Source organism: Rhizobium tropici CIAT 899 (assembly GCF_000330885.1).
Taxonomy (GTDB): domain Bacteria; phylum Pseudomonadota; class Alphaproteobacteria; order Rhizobiales; family Rhizobiaceae; genus Rhizobium; species Rhizobium tropici.
This window is the reverse complement of sequence record NC_020059.1, coordinates 3,592,206-3,611,478: the sequence shown is the minus strand read 5'-3', so window position 1 is coordinate 3,611,478 and position 19,273 is coordinate 3,592,206. Positions and strand designations below refer to the sequence as shown.

Sequence of the window (19,273 nt, the reverse complement as noted above, 5' to 3'; positions counted from 1 at the left end):
CTGTTTGTACCCACGGTGTCAGCCTCGCGTGATGTTTGCTGCTGCCTGTTCGGTGAACTTCGTGCCAGCGTCCTGCGCGCTGGTTTTGCCGAAGGCCACTTCCTCGGCGATCTTCTTCAGCAGGAATGCATTCTCGCCGGCGCCGTTCGGCGGAGATGGCGGCAGTGGGCCGACATGCGGCGTCAACCTGCCGATATAATCAACCACCTGTTTACTGACGGGATCCAGATCCGGCGTCAGGAGATCGCGGATCTTTTTTGAAGGCGGAACGCCGCGCTCGACTCCGAGTGCCTTGGTGCCTTCCGGGTCTTCGACCAGGTAGTTGACGAAGGCGACGGCGGCATCCTTGTTCTGGGATGTTGCCGAAACCGACATCAGCATCGACGGCTTCAGATACTGACCGGGCTTGCTGCCCGGGTTGCTCGGATAGGCGACTAGGTCGAGCTTCTCCTTGACCAAGCCCTGAATGGCGACGAACTGGTTGGAATGGGCGTAGCTGACCGCTGCCTTCTTGGTCACGAGCATGTCGGTTTCGAGGGTCTGCTGGTCCAGAGCCTGAACGTCGGCTGGCGTGCAAGCGCCGATCTCTCGCATATGGCCCCAGAAGTCGAACCATTCGGTTGCGTCCTTGGCCTCGAAAGCCAGCTTGCCGTCGGCCGTATAGAGCGCCTTGCCGCGTTGGCGCAGCCAGCATTCGAAAGCCGGTTCGCCGCCGCTTGCGTCCGCCGTGCCGTAAAAGCCGCGGCGCTTCTTGGCAGCCGTGACCTTGGCGCAGGCATCGCCGAGCTGCTCCCATGTCATACCGTCACGCGGCGGCTCGACGCCGGCTTCGTTCCAGGCAGCAGTATTGACGACGACCATCGAGGAATTCACGCCGAGGCTGACGCCGTAAATCTTGTTGTCGACCTTGCCGGAATCGATGTTGGCCGGGCCGAAATCCTCGATCTTCAGGCTCTTGCCGAAATAGGGCGTCATGTCGAGCAGTGCGCCGCGGCGGGCATATTCGAAGATGTAGCGATAATCCATCTGGATGAGGTCGGGGGCGTTGCCGCCTCCGGTCTGGGTGGCGAGGCGCGTCCAATAGCTGTCCCAGCCGAAGGATTCGCCGGCGATGGTGATATCCGGGTTCTTGATCTGATAGGCCTTTACCGCTGCAAATGTCCGGTCGCTGCGCTCCTTCGACCCCCACCAAAGAAGGCGCATCGCGGTTGCCGCATTGGCGCGGGAAAGTCCGATACTGCTGAAAGCAAGTGTGGCTGCCATGCCGGCAAGCAACTGCCGGCGGTCGATCGTCAACGTCATCCTGGTCTCCTCCCCAGCGAACCGATGATTTACGAACTGCTTTGCATCATATAACTATTTGGTTACAAGTTGGATAGAAACGCGACCGCTGTCAAGCGCCAATCGCGCGGCAATCAAAACGATGCATGCCGGAACAGGCAGCGTCCGTCGCTAATGCTACCATTCGGAAGGAGATCGTCCATGGCGGGCAGGGCGAGACAAGAGACTGAAAATAAAGCACAAGCGGATGCCGGCAAGACCATGGACAAGCGGTCGAGAAAAGCATCGCGCAATCCGCAGCGCACCCATGCCACGATCCTGGACGCGGCGACGGAAGAATTTGCCGCGCATGGTTTCGGCGGCGCCCGGGTGGATGCGATCGCAGCGCGGGCACAGACCAATAAGCGGATGCTCTATCACTATTTCGGCGACAAGGAGGGGCTCTATCTCGCGGTGCTGGAGGCGAGCTATGCGACGATCCGCAATGCCGAAAAGCAGCTGAATCTGGCGCATCGTCATCCGGAGGAGGGGATGCGGGAGCTGGCCTTGTTCACCTGGCGGCATTTCCTAGCGCATCCTGAGTTTTTGAGCCTGCTTGCCACCGAAAACCTGCATCATGCGCATTATCTGCAGCGCTCCGGTAGAATCTCGGCCATGCATTCGCATCTGATCGACGAGCTTTCCGATGTGCTGCGCCGCGGCGAGGTACTCGGCATTTTCCGGCCGGCGGTCGATCCGATATCCGTTTATCTCACGATCGCGGCGCTCGGTTTCTTCTATCTGTCGAACCGTCACACCTTGTCGACGATTTTTGCGCGGAAGCTGACGGCGCCCGATGCGCTGAATGACTGGGGCGAGCACATCGTTGCCGTCACGCTCGCTTCGATCCGCGCGTAGTGCCCGACAGTGTGGCGGTTTCGAGAAATTTTCAAAAGGTGATTGACAAGGCCGACGACAACGCGCGATCTTGTAACCATATGGTTACATTGCTTAGGTGGCCAAATATTTGCTTTTCCTGGTTCTGGAGGGGACCGGGACGAGGAGGAAAATCATGAAGTCTATCGCACCGACGCGATCCATCGCCTACCACAGGTCGATGCGATTGGCTGGCGATAAACTGCTTTGCAATGAACTGAATAGCCCCTCACCCCAACCCTCTCCCCGTTGAAACGGGGAGAGGGGGCGACAGAGCAAGCCAACTCGCTATCCCTATTTCGAGCTGGATATAGACTGGAAGACTCCCTCTCCCCGTCCTGAGCTTGTCGAAGGGGCGGGGAGAGGGCTGGGGTGAGGGGCCATGCATGCAATGCGTACACGAATAGACTTGCCTGACCATAACAGGAGCCGACCAGCATCATGACCGATCCATTGAACATCAGGCTTGTCGATACCGAGGCATTCGAGCGTCCGGTCAAGCTGCGGCTTCCCTTCCGCTTCGGGGCAGCGACCTTGCGGGAGGCGCGGCAGATTTTTCTGCGCGTGCGCATCGAGGATGCACAGGGACGGTCAGCCGAGGGCATGGCGGCCGAGCTGATGGTGCCGAAATGGTTCGACAAATCGCCGGAGCTTTCCAATGCCGACAATGAAAACCAACTGCGCCGCTCCCTCGCTTTGGCGCTCGATGCGCTGAGGGGTGCGGGATCGGGGACAGCCTTCGGCCTGCATGCCGCCGTCGAGGCCTCGCATCATGCCCGTGCGGCGGCTGAGAAGCTGAACGGGCTTGTTGCATCCTTCGGCCTGGCGCTTGCCAACCGGGCCATCCTCGATGCTCTCTGCCGGCTGGAAGGCCTGAGCGTTGCGCAGGCGATCAAGGCGAACCGCCCCGGCATCGATGCTTCCACCGCGCGCGATCTATCGGGCTTCGATCTCTCAGGTTTCCTCGCGACCTTGCAGCCGGCGGCGAGCCTTGCCGCCCGCCATACGGTCGGTCTGGTCGATGCCATCGTTCCCAGCGATATTCCGGCAAGTGAGCGCCTGAACGACGGCCTGCCGGAAAGCTTTGAGGAGGCGATCGATGCCTATGGCCTCACCTTTTTCAAGGTCAAGGTTTCGGGTGCTCCTGAAGCCGATATCGACCGCCTCTGCCGCGTCGCTACCATCATCGATGCCAAGATGTCCGCCTATTCGGTGACGCTTGACGGCAACGAGCAGTTTTCTTCCGCCGAAGCGGTCGCCGATCTGCTTGCCCGCGTGAAGGCGGAGCCGAGGCTGGCAGGGTTTGCCGCCTCGATCCTGTTCGTCGAGCAGCCGATCGCCCGCGCCCACGCTTTCGAGAAGCCGGTCAAGGCGCTGGCCGCCTTCAAGCCGGTGGAGATCGACGAATCCGATGCCGATATCGAAGCCTTCGTCACGGCAAGGGGGCTCGGCTATACCGGCATCTCCTCGAAATCCTGCAAGGGTTTCTATCGCTCGCTATTGAACCGGGCGCGCGTCGCCAAATGGAGTGCCGAGGACGGCATTCCCTATTTCATGTCGGCCGAGGATCTGACGACCCAGGGCGGGCTTGCCGTGCAGCAGGATCTGGCGCTCGCTTCCCTCATCGGCATGACGCATATCGAACGCAACGGTCATCACTATGTCGACGGCATGGCCGGCGCGCCGGAGGCGGAGCAGGCTGATTTCGCCAAGGCGCATTCCGATCTCTACCGCGTCAGCAATGGCCGCACGCGGCTTCGGATCGAGGCGGGGCAGCTTGCGATCGGCTCGGTCATCAATGCGGTTGGCCTTGGCTCTTCGGTCGAGCCTGATTGGGCGGCAATGGAAAGGTCGCCGGCGTAGGATTTTGGTCGATATCATGGGGCTTTGAGTCTTTTTGAGCATGCCCCTCACCCTAGCCCTCTCCCCGCTCGCGGGGAGAGGGGACGACGGAGGAAGACGATCGAATTCTCAGCTCGGATCGTGACTTCGGTTTGGCAGGGAAAGCCCCCTCTCCCCGCGAACGCGGAGAGGGTTGGAGTGAGGGGCACACCACCGAGATAAATTCAGGCCGCCAAGGCCTCATCATCGTTGTTTGCAGATTCTGGAGGAGCAGATGCAGTCATCGAAGAAACGCTACGTTCTGGTCGGCACGGGAAACCGTGGTGCGACCATGTGGGGCAAGGATCTTGTGGAGCGCTGGAGCAACGAGGTCGAGCTTGTTGCAGTCTGCGATCTCAATGCCATGCGTGCGAAGCGGGCGCTGGACTATATCGGCGCATCGGTCCCTGTTTATACCGATTTCGATGAGCTGCTACGCGTCGAAAAGCCGGATCTCGTCATCGTCTGCACCCGCGATTCCACCCATGACGATCTGATCGTCAAGGCGATGGAGGCCGGCGCCGATGTCATCAGCGAGAAGCCGATGACGACAACCGTCGATAAGATCAAGCGCATCCTCAATGCCGAGGCGCGCACCGGCAAGCGGCTGGATATCTCCTTCAACTATCGCTTTGCGCCGACCGCTGCGAAGATCAAGGAGCTGATCAATTCGGGCGTCATCGGCTATGTCACCTCTGTCGACTTCCATTGGTATCTCGACACCAGCCATGGTGCCGATTACTTCCGCCGCTGGCATGCTTACGTCGAAAATTCCGGCAGCCTCTTCGTTCATAAGGCGACGCATCATTTCGACCTTCTGAACTGGTATCTGGATTCCGATCCGGAAACGGTAGCCGCCTTTGCCGATCTCAAGCATTACGGCCGCAAGGGTCCATTCCGCGGCGAGCGCTGCCGCAGCTGTCGGTATAAGGACGAGTGCGACTATTATCTCGACATCAGCGAGACGCCGCTGCTCGAAAGTCTCTACGAGGATCCATCGACCGTCGACGGCTATGTCCGCGATGCCTGCGTCTTCCGCGAGGATATCGATATTCCGGATACGATGGTTGCTTCCATCCGCTATCGCAACGGCGTCAATGTCTCCTATTCCCTCAATACCTATATGCCGATCGAAGGCCATCATATCGCCTTCAACGGCCACAAGGGGCGTATCGAGCTCCGGCAGTATGAGAAGCAGAACTGGACGACACCGCCGGCGGACGAGATTGTCGTCATGAAGAATTTCGGCGATGTCGAGCGGATATGGGTGCCGCACTCCTCAGGCGGGCACTATGGCGGCGACGACCGGTTGCGTAACATGCTCCTACGCGCCGGTCCGAACGACGAGCTCAAGCAGCGCGCCGGCTCGAGGGCAGGAGCGATGTCGGTTCTCTGCGGCATTGCCGCGCTGCAGAGCAGCCGCACAGGCCAGCAGGTATCGGTTGCCGACATCTGGGGCGAGGATGGCGGGTTGAATTTGCTGGAGCCGCGGCCTTAAGGCCGCGGTGTTGAGCTTCCCGTTTTGAGATCAGCTGCAGCTCGGCAGCTGCTGAGCGTAGATCCGTGTCATGCCGTTGAAGCGCTTGGCGCCGGCGAGAGCGGTTGAATTGCCGCGCCACGACCCCTGCAGATAGCCCTTGGCGCCGGAATAATAGGCGAGATAGAGATCGTAGGAATTGTTCAGGGCGATGCCGGTCTGCAGATGCGTCTGGTAGTGATACCAGCCGACAAAGTCGATTGCGTCGGCGAAATTGGTGCGGCTTGCTGTCCAGTTGCCGGTTTCGCGCTTGTATTTATCCCAGGTACCGTCGAGCGCCTGCGAGTAGCCGTAAGCCGTCGTCGGGCGCTTCCAGGGAATGAAGCCGAGCAAATAGCGCCGCGGCGGACGGGCGCGCGGCCGGAAGCCGGATTCGGTGTAGATCGTCGCCATCAGGATCGGCACCGGCACGCCATATTTGCGTTCCGTGCGTTCGGCAGCGCGCTGCCAGTTATTGAACCAGCCATCGCGCTGGTCGAAGATCGCGCAAATGTTGCGGGTGCGCGATGGTGCGGTGGCACAGCCTGCCAGCACGCTAAGCAGCATTACGGCCAGAATGGAAAGGACGCGGGTACGCATTACGAGAACCTCTTCATTGCTGCGTCGTGCGTCTTTCAGTGGCACGAGATACGCAGCAACAACCTGCCGGCGCATGATCCTTTCCAAAAGTTCGAAACCGAGCTTTTGGCGGATCCACGCTTATGAGATTGCTAGCGCGGAATGATTAAAAACGGGTTGTTTGCCTGTGCCGAAATGAGGCGATTTCAGGGTGTTTTCATGGTTTTGCTGCGCCGCGTCATGCCATCAGCGCCATGTCCTCGCGGCGGATTTCATAGAGCAGCGGCTTGCCCTCGATAAAGCGGATTGCTTCGTCCGCCGCCATCTCACCGAGGCGGGTCCGTTCCAGCCCGACGGCACCGGCAATATGCGGCGTCAGGAAGACGTTCGGAAGGTCGTAGAAGGCCGATGCGGCCTCCGGAATTTCCGGATCGGTGACATCGATAATTGCGTCGATCCGCCCGGTCTTCAGCACAGCGATCAGGGCGGCTTCGTCGACCAGCGCGCCGCGTGCCGTATTGATGAACGTCGCTCCATCCTTCATCAGCGACAGGCGGCCTGCGTCGATCATATGGCGTGTGGCGGGCAGCGAGGGCGCGTGCAGCGAGACGATGTCGGCCGATGCCAGCAGCACGTCCAGCTCGGCCTTTTCGACGCGGAGACGTGCCGCTTCGGCCGCATCGACCATCGGGTCATAGAGCAGGATACGGTAGTCGAAGGGAGCAAGCAGCTCGATCACCCGCCGGCCGATCCGCGAGGCGCCGATGATGCCGACCGTGCGGCCGTAGTTGCCGATGGCCTCGGCGTGCATCGGTATCGTCCGATTGCGGTTGCGATCGGCAACATAGAGATCACGAAACTGAAAGACTTTCTTGCCGGCGAAGATGATGGCGGCCAGCGTGAATTCGGCGACCGGCAGGGCATTGGCCTGGGCGGCATGGCTGACCAGGATGCCGCGATCGAAGAGGCTGTCGCCGAGCAGGCCTTTCACTGTGCCGGCAGCGTGGACCACCAGCTTCAGATGCGGCGCTTGCGCCAGTGCGGCGGCATCGATCGCCGGCGAACCCCAGCCGGTGATCAGGATTTCGGTTTCCGCGAGCAGCTTGGCCGCACGCTCGTCCTCGAAACTTTGCATCGGTGCGGCATCGAGCACGCGGCCGATGGTTCTAAGGCGCTGAATAAGTGCGTCCGGAAGCACATGCTGCGTGCGCGACGGCAGCATGGCAAAGGCGATGGCCGGGGGGCTGGAGAGGGATGACGTCATGGCAGGCGACCCGGTGCCTCGATGGCGCTGACCGTGATACCCTTGTTCTTGATGAGTGCGCGCAGCGCATCGATATCGGGTTTGGCCGGCGGCTTGCTCCAGGCTTGATCAATGGCAGATGGATCTTTCGCCGCAAGCACGGCCGAGACGAGAATGGTCTCGCCCACCGGAATCGGGCCGCGCAACTGCGGCACCAAGGTCTTCGAGACGATAAGATTGGTATTTGGCGGCGCCTTCTGCGCGATGCCTTCGCGTGGGATCGTCGAGCCGAGGTCGAGAATGCCGCTGAAATCCTCTTCACCTATGGCATAGGCGGCACCGGTCGTGGAGGAGAGTGTGTCGGCCTCGAAATCCCGCCGTGCGATGGCAAATCCGCCTTCGGCCGTCTGCAGCGACCGCGGCGTGGTGATCCTGTGCAGGCGGATGTGCCAGGGCGAGGCCGGCACCAACCAGGTTTCCACCGTCACATCCGGATACGGGGACCATTTGGCATAGAGCGTATCGCCAGCAAGTTTCGCCTCTTCATTTGTTTCGCGCACGCGGTAGTGCAGACCGTCATCGCTGAAGGCGAGCATGCTGTCGAAGGCGCCGCCGGTAAAGACGCGCTCGTCACTTTCGACGCTGAAGCCATAGCGTGCGGAATAGGCAAATTTCGAATATTTCTCGGCGCCGAAGCGCATCTGCTGGTTTTCCTGGCCGGAGGAGAGTGCCACGACATCATCTTTGCTGCGCAGTAAAACCATGCCGGGATGTTTTTGCGGGATGATAGCCGGCTCATTTTCCGGCGGTTTTTCTTCGGCTGTCCAGAACGGATGTATTTCGGGAAGTGCCAGAGGCAAGAAGGCCTTGAAGGCCCAATAGGGCGAGCCGGCGGAATTGTAGTTCTCCGACATCAGCAGGTTGGGATAGGCAAAGCCGATCGGCAGGGTGCCGTCGCGATGGGCAATCGGCTTGTCGGACCACCAGCGCAGGTGCCGGAGGCACAGGCCCTTGATCTCGCCCCATGGCAGCGCCTCGACATCGGCAAAGGCGAGCGCCGACCAGAAGCCGGCGCAGGCGAAGCGATAGGTGAGGCTGCGGCCGAAGGGGATGGTGGCGCCATCGGGCGCGAACCAGTGGCGGAAATCCCTGGCGAAGAGCACGGCGCGCTCGCGGTAGCGCTTGGCGCGATCATCATCTACCAGCTTGGAATAGATCAGCCCGTAAAAGTGCATGGCGAAGGGAATGTAGTGATCGATGCGGCGGACATTGCCGTCGCGATACCAGCCGTCAGCGATGTAGAAGCCGTCCAGCTCGTTGAGGTAGGTTTCCGTCAGGCTGCGGTCGAAGGTCGCGCCGAGCCGATCGAGCGCGATATCGACGAAGATGCGGAAGAATTTCCAGTTGTTGTCGGCATAGTCGAAGGTGCGCGCATGCTTGAGATAGGTGATCAGATTGCCGCGGGCGCGTTGATCGAGCGGCTCCCAGATCTTTTCCGGCACGAGGGCCAGCGCGAAGCCGAGGGCAGCCAGCTCGACCATGCGCTGGTCGCGGCCATTGACCGTGCCCCAATATTCCGGATGTTGCGGGTCGACGCCGTTGGCGAAGCCTTCGGCATAGCGATCCCAATGGCGGAAATCGCCACCACCGGCGCCGAGCGGCGCCAAGCCCCAGAGCGGACGGGCGAAACCTTCGAGATCGGCGGCTGCGCGATCGAAATGAGCGCCGGCGGCATCGATACGGACGCGCGCGTTACCCTCGGAAAAATAGGGCAGCAACGGATCGAACAGATCGTTCAGCGCGCGGCGCATCTCCGGGAGGGTCTTCAGAGGGTTGCCGGCAAGCGGATTGGAGCTGGCGGGGTCATAGATCATCGGTTCGGCTTTCTCGATCGTTTCCGCGGTGGATTGAATTTCAGGTTTCGGGTGGCAGCGTGCCGCCCGCGATCGGCTGGACGCCGTGGCAGATGTGGCGGGCCGGCGCATCGCGGTCGCGGAAGCGCGCGATCATCAGGGCGATGGCCTCGCGTCCGAGCGCTGCGCGATCGACGCGCATGGTTGCCAGCCGGGGATTGGTCATCAGGGCGCAGGGAAGATCATCGAAGCCGACGATGGCGAAATCCTCCGGCACCCGCAGGCCGGCTTCAATGACGGCGTCGAGCACGCCGACGGCGATGAAATCGTTCATGCAGAAGGCGGCGGTATAGCCTTTGTCTGCCGCAAGGATCTCGGCGGTCTTGTCGTGGGCTTCCTGGCTGGAGCTGCCACGAAAATTCATCGGCATGATCCGGCCTTCAGCGCCTTCCACCGCAGCGATCGCTGCCTCGAAGCCTCGGATGCGCTCGCGGATCGTCTGCCGATGCGAGCCGGTCAGGTGCAGAATGCGGCGGTGGCCGGCGTCAAGCAGGCGTCGGGTCGCGTTATAAGCGCCGAAGAAATTCGAGGGCGAAACGCCGTCGAAGCGCAGCTTCGGATCGGTGCCGTTGACGAGTACGGTCGGCGTGCCGCTGGCTTCGAGCCACCGGCAGAGCTCTTCCGATGGGTCGATGCCGACGAGAAAGAGACCCTCGGCACCGGCGGTCTGCAGATATTCCTTCACCAGTTCCGGCTCGGTCCTTGCCTCGCGGATGAGGCGGATATCGAAGCGCATGCCGCGCTCGGCAGCGCCTGCACGAAGACCCTCCAGAATGCCTTCATAGAAGACGCTCAAGCCGCCTGTGACGCTGTCGCTGGCGATCAGTGCCAAGCCGCCGGCCGCCGTCTCGGCTGCGGTCTTCAGCGGATAGCCGAGATCGCTCGCCACCTTCAAAATGTGCTGGCGGATCGTGTCGCTGATGCCGGGTTCATTGGTGAGGACCCGCGACACCGTCGAGACGGAGACGCCGGCGGCAGCGGCGATGTCGGCCTGCCTGATGCGTTTGGAGCGAATATCGTTCATGTCGCAAACGCTATGCAAAATCATGCAAATTTGCAATAGAAAGATTTTTTATTGCACGGTGCAATGAAGTTGCATATCGTCATGCTGACTTGTCCGCTGAAGGCGTCGGGGAGATCGCCGCGGATGACAACGCAAGAGAAGGAGGAATCTCATGCGCATGAATCGTCGTTCTTTCATGATCGGAGCCACTGGGACCGCGGCGGGCATTGCCTTCGGGGGAGGCGCAATTCCGGCATTTGCCGATGCGACGCAGCTCCGGGCGATGTGGTGGGGCTCGCCCGATCGCGGCAAGCGTACCGTCGCGGTGGCCGAACTGTTTCACAGCAAGAATCCTGATTTGTCCGTCATCGGCGAGAGCATCAGCGGCGACGGTTATTGGGCCAAGCTTGCGACCGGCATGGCCAGCCAGAACATTGCCGATGTCTTCCAGCTCGAGCCGAGCACGATTTCCGATTATTCGAAACGCGGCGCCTGCATGCCGCTCGACCAGTTCGTGCCCTCGACGCTGAATATCGACAGTTTCGGTAAGGACGTGCTGAAGCTCACCACGGTCGACAACAAGCTTTATGGCGTCGGTCTCGGGCTGAACTCCTTTGCGATGTTCTATGACGAGGACATGTTCAAGAAGACCGGCCTGACGCCGCCCGGTCCGACGACGACATGGGCCGAATATGCCGATCTCGCCGTGGAAATGACGAAGGCGGCCGGCAAACGCGGCTATTGGGGCGGACCCTATGGCGCGCGCTACAATTATGTGCTCGACGTCTGGCTGCGCCAGCGCGGCAAGAGCCTCTTCACCGAGGAGGGCGGGCTCGGCTTCGGCGTCGACGACGCCAAGGAGTGGTACAGCTACTGGGAAGAGCTGCGCAAACGCGGCGGCACGGTTTCCGCCGACGTCCAGACGCTCGACCAGAACGTCATCGAGAGCAACTGCCTGGCGCTCGGCAAATCGGCGATCGGCATGGCCTATTCCAACCAGCTCGTCGGCTATCAGCTTGTCGTCAAGAGCAAGCTCGCCGTCACCATGCTGCCGCGCGAGAAGAAGGACGGCCCCTCCGGCCATTACTATCGCCCGGCGCTGATCTGGAGTGTCGGCGCCACTAGCAAGAATGGCGAAGCGGCGGCGAAATTCATCAATTTCTTCGTCAATGATGTCGACGCCGGCAAGATCCTCGGCGTCGAGCGCGGCGTGCCGATGTCACCTGCCGTTCGGGCCGCCATCCTGCCGACGCTCAATCCGGTGGAACAGCAGACGGTGCACTATGTCGAGCTGTTGAAGGATCAGGTCGGCACCTATCCCGTGCCGGCGCCACTCGGCTCTGGAGAATTCGACCAGAACGTCGCCCGCCCCGTCGCCGACCAACTCGCCTTCGGCAAGATCACGGTCGCCGAGGCGGCGAAGCGGCTGGTGGAGGAAGGTGCCACGAAATTGAAGCGGAAGGGTTGATTAGAGTTTACAGGGGCTTTGTTATATGCCGCACCCGCTGCTACCCCCCCTCTGTCCCTTTCGGGACATCTCCCCCACTTGGGGGGAGATCGGTAACTCGTGGGCACGCCTTATTTCAAAGAAACATCGAATCCGCTGAAATTGCCGTTTATCGTTTTACGAGTGACGCGCGGCAAGCTCCCAACGATCTCCCCCCATGTGGGGGAGATGTCACGAAGTGACAGAGGGGGGTATCGCACCCTCCTCGAATTCCGTGTTGACATTACTTCCCATCCCAGGGCTTCAGCGCATCCTGCTTTAATTGTCGCTGCATTTCCGGCGGCAGCTTGTAATCGCCCTTGTAGGGTGCGCTTTCGAACGAGCCATAGGTCGGGTTGGCGATGGCGATCCAGTCATGGCCGAAATGCGCCTTGTTGGCTTCGAAGACCTTCTGGCGCTCCTCGACGGTCCCCTTGTACTCGTCGGTGAAGTCGCCGAAATTGTCGCCAAACATCAGGAGAATGCGATAGTTCTTGGCGATGAAGGCGCGGCGCGTGCCCTTGGCCGAACCCCAGTCCGGCTGCTCTTTGGCGCTCAGGAAGGTATCGACATTGTCGCCCATCGGAAAACCGAAGCGCTTCATTTCCTCGACGGTCGGACCTTCCTCATCGGCGGTGCGGTTGGTGACGTAGAAGACCTTCACGCCTTTCGAAGCTGCATATTGGGTAAATTCCACCGCGCCTGCGATCGGCTTGTCCTGCTGGGCATTCACATATTGCGTCCAGGTGTCCGGCTTGAAGCTGGTGCCTGCTGTGATGTTACGCGCCTGATAGGGCGAGGTGTTAAGAATGGTGTCGTCGACATCGAGGATGATGGCGGGTGGAAAGTCCTGGAAATTGCCTGTTTGCTCGACCGGAGCTGCGGTCCAGGCCTTGTCGGCCAGCGCTTCGTCGAGCCTGATGCGGCCGAGCGTATAGGCACCAAGCGCGTTGGCCTGCGCCTCGACCGATGTCTGGTCCCAAAGAACGGCATTGAGATTGTCGTCTGGCGACGGTGCCGGCAGATCGGCACTGAGAGCCGGCAGGGCGGCGGCAAGGCCAATGGCGGTGATGAGCGTCCTGCGCCCAGAATATCCGTTTCTCACGCTGTTCTCCTTATGCAGAAATCCATGAAATATATCAATGGGTTCTGATGTGCGTCGACATCATGATCCGGATAAGGATAGTTTGTGCTCGAGGGAAATGTGTCAAGTCTGTGACAGCCATCGCAGCATTATTTTTGCGAAACTTTCATCCCGACGAAAAATGCCGGAGCTCTTTCGAGCCCCGGCACCCATTTCGCGTAATGTACCCGACTTATTTCTTCGCGTCGGCCCAGCTCTTGACCAGCTCGTCGTAGTTGACGGTGACCGGCTTTTCCTTTTCGCTGGCGACCTTCAGCTGTGGAGCGAGATGACCGTTCTTGACGGCATCGGCGTTCCAGTAGGCGAGATCGTGCTCTTCGGCGAGCTTCGGGCCGATATCGCCCTGAACGCCTGCGCGTTCGATGCGCTGCATCACCTTTTCCTGATCGGCGCAGAGCGCATCCATCGCTCCTTGCGCATCCTTGGCACCGGATGCGGCATCGCCGATCGCCTGCCACCAGAGCTGCGCGAGCTTCGGATAGTCAGGAACGTTGGTGCCGGTCGGCGACCATTGCACGCGGGCCGGCGAGCGATAGAACTCGATGAGGCCGCCGAGTTCCGGCGCACGCTTGGTGAAGCTCTTGTCGCGGATGGTGGATTCGCGGATGAAGGTGAGGCCGACATGGCTCTTCTTCACGTCCACCGTCTTCGAGGTGACGAACTGCGCATAGAGCCATGCGGCCTTGGCGCGATCGACAGGAGTCGATTTCATCAGCGTCCAGGAACCGACATCCTGGTAGCCGAGCTTCATGCCGTCCTTCCAATAGACGCCATGCGGAGACGGTGCCATGCGCCACTTCGGCGTGCCGTCCGAATTCATGACCGGCAGGCCGGGCTTGACCATATCGGCGGTGAAGGCCGTGTACCAGAAGATCTGCTGGGCGATATTGCCCTGCGACGGAACCGGGCCGGATTCCGAGAAGGTCATGCCCTGTGCTTCCGCCGGAGCATAGGCCTTCAACCAATCGAGATATTTCTGGATCGAGTAGACGGCGGCCGGTCCGTTGGTATCGCCGCCACGCGCGACGCAGGAGCCGACAGGACGCGAGTTGGCATCGACCTTGATGCCCCATTCATCGACCGGCAGGCCGTTCGGCAGGCCCTTGTCGCCGTTGCCGGCCATGGACAGCCAGGCATCGGTGAAGCGCCAGCCGAGCGACGGGTCCTTCTTGCCATAGTCCATATGGCCGAAGACCTTCTTGCCGCCGACATCGCGACCGGTGAAGAACTGGGCGATATCCTCATAGGCCGACCAGTTGACCGGCACACCGAGCTCGTAGCCGTACTTGGCCTTGAAATCGGCCTTGTTCTTCGGGTCGTTGAACCAATCGTAACGGAACCAGTAGAGGTTGGCGAACTGCTGGTCGGGAAGCTGATAAAGCTTCTTGTCCGGAGCAGTCGTAAAGCTGGTGCCGATGAAATCGGCGATATCGATGCCCGGATTGGTGACGTCCTTGCCCTCGCCAGCCATCCAGTCGGTCAGGTTGCGCACCTGCTTGTAGCGCCAATGCGTGCCGATCAGGTCGGAATCGTTGACCCAGCCGTCATAGAGGTTCTGGCCGGTCTGCATCTGCGTCTGGATTTTTTCAACGACGTCGCCTTCCTGGATGACGTCGTGGGTGACCTTGATGCCTGTTATGGCGGTGAAGGCCGGCGCGAGAACCTGCGATTCATACTGATGCGTCGTCAGGGTTTCCGACACGACCTTGATTTCCATGCCCTGGAAAGGCTTGGCCGCATCGACGAACCATTGCATTTCCTTTTCCTGGTCGGCGCGCGAGAGCGTCGAGAGATCGCCGATCTCCTTGTCCAGGAATGTCTTGGCTTCGTTCATGCCGGCGTTGGCTGTGCCGGCCAAAGCCAGCAAGGCAACTGCCGTTGTCGTCAAGAGATGCCGTCGCATATATTCCTCCCTACAGGTTGCGAGTGCATTGTCAGCCAGCCGGATTTCCGGCCATCTGTATCGATTTGCCTTACTGCTCCGTATGACCGGATGGGCAACGGGGCGGTAACGGGTTGAATTTCCGCGTCAGACCAGACGGAAGACGCCGGCGGCGTAGACCACGGAAAGAGCAAGAGCCCACCAGAGGCTGGGGCCTCCCAGGCCCAGCCAGGCGAGATGGATGAAGGCGGCGCCGAGCAGCGAAATGAACAGCCGGTCGCCGCGCGTCGTTTCGAAGCGCAGGATGCCGAGGCGCGGATTGCCGCCCGGCGAAAAATACTCCCAGACCGCCATGCCGATCAGCAAAAGCAGGATCGTCGCGAAAAAGAGCGCCGTCGGCAGGGTCCAGGCCATCCAGGAAAAGTCTGTATTCATGGCGGTTTTCCTTCAGACGCGGCCGAGCGCGAAGCCCTTGGCGATGTAGTTTCGAACGAAATAGATAACGAGCGCGCCGGGGATCAGCGTCAGCACGCCGGCGGCGGCAAGCAGGCCCCAGTCCATGCCGGCAGCCGAGACCGTGCGCGTCATGATGGCGGCGATCGGCTTGGCGTCGGTCGTCGTCAAGGTGCGGGCGATCAGCAGCTCCACCCAGGAGAACATGAAGCAGAAGAAAGCTGCGACGCCGATGCCGCTTGCGATCAGGGGAACGAAGATCTTGATGAAGAAGCGCGGGAATGAATAGCCGTCGATATAAGCGGTTTCGTCGATTTCCTTCGGCACGCCGGACATGAAGCCTTCGAGGATCCAGACCGCCAGCGGCACATTGAACAGGCAGTGCGCCAGCGCCACGGCGATATGAGTATCGATCAGGCCGAAGGCCGAATAGAGCTGGAAGAAGGGGAGCGCGAAGACCGCCGGCGGCGCCATTCTGTTCGTCAGCAGCCAGAAGAAGACATGCTTGTCGCCCAGGAAACGATAGCGCGAGAAGGCGTAGGCCGCGGGAAGCGCGCAGGAGACCGAAATCACCATGTTCATGACGACATAGGTGATGGAGTTGATATAGCCCTTGTACCAGGATGGATCCGTGAAGATGATCGCATAATTGCGCAGCGTCGGCTGGTGCGGATAGAGGGTCAGGCCGCCAATGATTTCCTCATTGGTCTTGAAGCTCATATTGACGAGCCAATAGATCGGCAGCAGCAGGAAGACGATGTAGAGCGTCGGCACAAGCCAGGACCATCGGCCTTTTTCGCCGTGACGGCGGGCAACCTGCGTGCCCGTCGCAACAGTCGCATTTGCGGCGGCATCGGAGGCGGCCATCTTGTGCATCGCGGCGCCATCGGCCGTGGTGGTAAGGGGTTTGCCGCTCATCGGCTTGCTCCCGCATCGTAATTGGTCATGACGGTGTAGAAGACCCAGGACAGCAGCAGCACGATCAGGAAGTAGACCAGCGACATGGCTGCGGCCGGGCCGAGGTCGAACTGGCCGAGCGCCATCTTCACGAGGTCGATCGACAGGAAGGTGGTGGAGTTGCCGGGGCCGCCGCCTGTCACGACGAAGGGTTCGGTATAGATCATGAAGCTATCCATGAAGCGCAGCAGCACGGCGATCAGCAGGACGCGGTTCATCTTCGGCAGCTGGATATAGCGGAAGACGGACCAGCGCGAGGCGCCGTCGATCTTGGCGGCCTGGTAGAAGGCGTCGGGAATGGAGGCGAGGCCGGCATAGCAGAGCAGCACGACGAGACTTGTCCAATGCCAGACGTCCATGATGATGATCGTTGCCCAGGCGTCTGCCGGATCGGAGACATAGTTGTAATCGATACCGAGATTGACCAGCACATAGCCCATCAAGCCAATATCGCTGCGGCCGAAGACCTGCCAGATCGTGCCGACGACGTTCCAGGGGATCAGCAGCGGCAGGGCCATCAGCACGAGGCAGACGGGAACGCCGATGCCCTTCTTCGGCATGTTAAGCGCGATGAAGATGCCGAGCGGCACCTCGATCGCCAGGATGACGAAGGAGAAGATCAGGTTGCGGATCATCGAATCCCAGAAACGCCCCGAATGGAGGATCTCTTCAAACCATTGCGTGCCCGCCCAGAAGAATTGATTGTTTCCGAACGTGTCCTGCACCGAATAGTTCACGACCGTCATCAGTGGAATGACGGCGGAAAAGCCGACCAGCAGCAGAACCGGAATGAGCATGAACCAGGCCTTGTTGTTCCAGGTCTTCTCCATCGTCAGGCTCCCATCTCGATGCGCCAGGAGTCGGCGTAGATATTGATGCCGGCCGGATCGAAGGCGATGTGCGGCTCGGCCGGCACCGTCTGGTCCTCGCCGATGACGGCGACGATATCCTGGCCGTCGAGCTTGGCGCGGACCACCTTGCGGCGGCCGAGATCCTCGACCTTGGTGACGGTGGCGGGCATGCCTTCGCGGCCGATGCGGACGAATTCGGGGCGGATGCCGAGTTCGGAACGGCCGGCCCGCTTCTCTTTAGGCGCGCCGGGCAGCGCGATCATACGGTTGCCGATACGCGCGCTGCTGCCTTCGATTTCGACGGGCATGACATTCATGCCGGGCGAGCCGATGAAATAGCCGACGAAGGTATGGCGTGGGCGCTCGAACAGGTCGTTCGGCGTGCCGATCTGCACCACTTCACCATTATACATGACCACCACCTTGTCGGCGAAGGTCAGCGCTTCCGTCTGGTCGTGGGTGACATAGACCATGGTGAAGCCGAAGCGGCGGTGCAGTTGCTTCAGCTGCGAGCGCAGCACCCATTTCATATGCGGGTCGATGACGGTCAGCGGCTCGTCGAAGAGGATGGCGTTGACATCGGAGCGCACGAGGCCGCGGCCGAGCGAGATCTTCTGCTTGGCATCGGCGGTCAGGCCGCGCGCCTTGCGGTGGGCGCTGTCGGAAAGGCCGATCATCTCGATGATTTCATCGACCTTGCGCTTCACTTCGGCCTCCGGAACATGCCGGTTGCGCAGCGGGAAGGCGAGATTGTCGTAGACGGTCATCGTGTCGTAGACGACCGGGAACTGGAAGACCTGGGCGATGTTGCGTTCCTGGGTCGACAGTCGCGTCACGTCCTTGCCGTCGAAGAGGATGCGGCCTTCGGAAGCCTGCACCAGACCGGAAACGATGTTGAGAAGCGTGGTCTTGCCGCAGCCCGAAGGGCCGAGCAGAGCGTAGGCGCTGCCGTCTTCCCAGCTGTGATTGACTTCCTTCAGCGCATAGTCGGCGTCGGATTTGGGGTGGTCGTTGTAGGCGTGCCGGATGTGGTCGAGATCGATGCGGGCCATAGTCCCTCCTCAGGCGGCTTGTTGCAGGGCGGGAGCGACGGCGGCGCCATCGGTGTCGAAGACCATGATGTGGCGCGGGTCGATATAGACATCGATCGCATCGTCGACATCGATATCCTGCACGCCCTGGGTCAGCATTACCCAGCGCTGGCCGGCAAAATCGATATGGATGAAGCTCTCCGAGCCGGTGATCTCAGTCACCATGACCCTGGCAGGCGCAGCGACAGCTTCCGGCGTTTGCGGTGCAAGTGCCAGATGATGCGGCTGGAAGGCGATCGTGTAGCGGCCGTCCGTCCGGTCTTCCAAACCTCTCGGTACAGGCAGGCGGATGTTGCTGTCGAGCACGAATTCCCGGCCGCGCTTGTCGAGCGTCATCGTGTTCAGCGGCGGGTCGGCAAAAGTGGTCGCGGTAATCAAGTCATGAGGATTGCGGAAGACATCGATCGTCGATCCGAATTGCGTGATGCGGCCTTCTGCCAGGGTCGCGGTGTTACCTCCCAGAAGCAGCGCTTCGGAAGGTTCGGTGGTCGCATAGACGAAAATCGCGCCGGATTCAGCGAAGATCTTCGGCAATTCGGCGCGCAGTTCCTCGCGCAGCTTGTAGTCGAGATTGGCGAGCGGCTCGTCTAGCAGCACGAGGCCAGCATTCTTGACGATGGCGCGGGCAAGGGCCGTACGCTGTTGCTGGCCGCCGGAAAGGTTCAAGGGGAGGCGATCAAGGAAGGGACCAAGCCGCAAAAGATCGGCTGCCTTTTTTACTTCCTTGTCAATGGACGCCGCGCTTTTGCCGCTCAGCCGCATCGGCGAGGCGATATTGTCGTAGACGGTCATCGCGGGATAGTTGATGAATTGCTGGTAGACCATGGCAACGTTGCGGCGCTGCACCGGCAGGCCGGTGACATCCTTCCCATCGACATGGATTGTGCCCGTGGTCGGCTTGTCGAGCCCGGCCATCAGCCGCATCAGCGAGGTCTTGCCCGAAAGCGTCGGCCCGAGCAGCACATTCAGCGTGCCGCGCTGCAGCGTCAGGTTCGTTTCTGCGATATGCGTCTCGCCGCCCACCGACTTCGATACGTTTCTAAGTTCAAGCACGATAGGCTCCTTCTACACGTCGCAT

Annotated in this window: 16 protein-coding genes; 4 read left to right on the top strand and 12 right to left on the bottom strand. The window is 60.7% G+C overall.

Annotated elements, in window-relative coordinates; genetic code table 11:
* Positions 1 to 18: 18 nt before the first annotated feature.
* Positions 19 to 1,302 carry an ABC transporter substrate-binding protein gene (locus RTCIAT899_RS17670; protein ID WP_015341598.1) on the bottom strand — a complete coding sequence of 428 codons (1,284 nt, stop codon included), beginning with the start codon at positions 1,300 to 1,302 and terminating at the stop codon, positions 19 to 21.
* Between the two features lie 180 nt (positions 1,303 to 1,482).
* Between RTCIAT899_RS17670 and RTCIAT899_RS17665 the strand changes: the two genes are divergently transcribed.
* The 3 genes from RTCIAT899_RS17665 (at position 1,483) to RTCIAT899_RS17655 (ending at position 5,575) form a co-directional block, all read left to right on the top strand.
* On the top strand, positions 1,483 to 2,178 hold the full coding sequence (locus RTCIAT899_RS17665; protein ID WP_015341597.1) for a TetR/AcrR family transcriptional regulator: 696 nt from the start codon (positions 1,483 to 1,485) through the stop codon (positions 2,176 to 2,178).
* Between the two features lie 459 nt (positions 2,179 to 2,637).
* Positions 2,638 to 4,059, top strand: a complete 1,422-nt coding sequence (locus RTCIAT899_RS17660; protein ID WP_015341596.1) for an enolase-like domain-containing protein — start codon at positions 2,638 to 2,640, stop codon at positions 4,057 to 4,059.
* A 253-nt stretch (positions 4,060 to 4,312) separates the two neighbouring features.
* Positions 4,313 to 5,575: a Gfo/Idh/MocA family protein gene (locus RTCIAT899_RS17655; protein ID WP_041677720.1), complete on the top strand. Its 1,263-nt coding sequence runs from the start codon at positions 4,313 to 4,315 to the stop codon at positions 5,573 to 5,575.
* A gap of 30 nt (positions 5,576 to 5,605) precedes the next feature.
* Here RTCIAT899_RS17655 and RTCIAT899_RS17650 read toward each other — a convergent pair whose 3' ends face one another.
* From RTCIAT899_RS17650 to RTCIAT899_RS17635, 4 genes are all read right to left on the bottom strand, one after another.
* Positions 5,606 to 6,193: a transglycosylase SLT domain-containing protein gene (locus RTCIAT899_RS17650; RefSeq protein ID WP_041678013.1), complete on the bottom strand. Its 588-nt coding sequence runs from the start codon at positions 6,191 to 6,193 to the stop codon at positions 5,606 to 5,608.
* A gap of 217 nt (positions 6,194 to 6,410) precedes the next feature.
* Positions 6,411 to 7,436 (bottom strand): hydroxyacid dehydrogenase, encoded by a 1,026-nt coding sequence (locus RTCIAT899_RS17645; protein ID WP_041677719.1) that lies wholly within the window; start codon positions 7,434 to 7,436, stop codon positions 6,411 to 6,413.
* Positions 7,433 to 9,289: a DUF2264 domain-containing protein gene (locus RTCIAT899_RS17640; protein ID WP_015341592.1), complete on the bottom strand. Its 1,857-nt coding sequence runs from the start codon at positions 9,287 to 9,289 to the stop codon at positions 7,433 to 7,435. Before RTCIAT899_RS17640 ends, RTCIAT899_RS17645 begins: the two co-directional genes overlap by 4 nt.
* Positions 9,290 to 9,329: 40 nt before the next feature.
* On the bottom strand, positions 9,330 to 10,352 hold the full coding sequence (locus RTCIAT899_RS17635) for a LacI family DNA-binding transcriptional regulator (protein WP_041678012.1): 1,023 nt from the start codon (positions 10,350 to 10,352) through the stop codon (positions 9,330 to 9,332).
* Positions 10,353 to 10,503: 151 nt separating this feature from the next.
* On the opposite strand from RTCIAT899_RS17635, the gene RTCIAT899_RS17630 reads away from it, so the two are divergent.
* Entirely contained in the window at positions 10,504 to 11,799 is a 1,296-nt protein-coding gene (locus RTCIAT899_RS17630) for an ABC transporter substrate-binding protein (RefSeq protein WP_015341590.1), read from the top strand.
* A gap of 262 nt (positions 11,800 to 12,061) precedes the next feature.
* On the opposite strand, the gene RTCIAT899_RS17625 is transcribed toward RTCIAT899_RS17630, so the two are convergent.
* The 7 genes from RTCIAT899_RS17625 to RTCIAT899_RS17595 all read right to left on the bottom strand — a co-directional run bounded on the left by RTCIAT899_RS17625 (position 12,062) and on the right by RTCIAT899_RS17595 (position 19,248).
* Positions 12,062 to 12,922, bottom strand: a complete 861-nt coding sequence (locus RTCIAT899_RS17625) for a 5'-nucleotidase, lipoprotein e(P4) family (RefSeq protein WP_015341589.1) — start codon at positions 12,920 to 12,922, stop codon at positions 12,062 to 12,064.
* Positions 12,923 to 13,133: 211 nt separating this feature from the next.
* Positions 13,134 to 14,864 carry an ABC transporter substrate-binding protein gene (locus tag RTCIAT899_RS17620; RefSeq protein ID WP_015341588.1) on the bottom strand — a complete coding sequence of 577 codons (1,731 nt, stop codon included), beginning with the start codon at positions 14,862 to 14,864 and terminating at the stop codon, positions 13,134 to 13,136.
* 126 nt (positions 14,865 to 14,990) lie between these two features.
* Positions 14,991 to 15,278 (bottom strand): DUF2160 domain-containing protein, encoded by a 288-nt coding sequence (locus RTCIAT899_RS17615; protein WP_015341587.1) that lies wholly within the window; start codon positions 15,276 to 15,278, stop codon positions 14,991 to 14,993.
* Between the two features lie 12 nt (positions 15,279 to 15,290).
* Entirely contained in the window at positions 15,291 to 16,163 is an 873-nt protein-coding gene (locus RTCIAT899_RS17610) for a carbohydrate ABC transporter permease (protein ID WP_085999204.1), read from the bottom strand.
* 47 nt (positions 16,164 to 16,210) lie between these two features.
* A complete protein-coding gene (locus tag RTCIAT899_RS17605) occupies positions 16,211 to 17,083 on the bottom strand; it encodes a carbohydrate ABC transporter permease (protein WP_015341585.1) in 873 nt (290 codons plus the stop codon).
* Between the two features lie 2 nt (positions 17,084 to 17,085).
* Positions 17,086 to 18,156, bottom strand: a complete 1,071-nt coding sequence (locus tag RTCIAT899_RS17600) for an ABC transporter ATP-binding protein (RefSeq protein WP_015341584.1) — start codon at positions 18,154 to 18,156, stop codon at positions 17,086 to 17,088.
* A gap of 9 nt (positions 18,157 to 18,165) precedes the next feature.
* On the bottom strand, positions 18,166 to 19,248 hold the full coding sequence (locus RTCIAT899_RS17595; RefSeq protein WP_015341583.1) for an ABC transporter ATP-binding protein: 1,083 nt from the start codon (positions 19,246 to 19,248) through the stop codon (positions 18,166 to 18,168).
* Between the last annotated feature and the right edge of the window lie 25 nt (positions 19,249 to 19,273).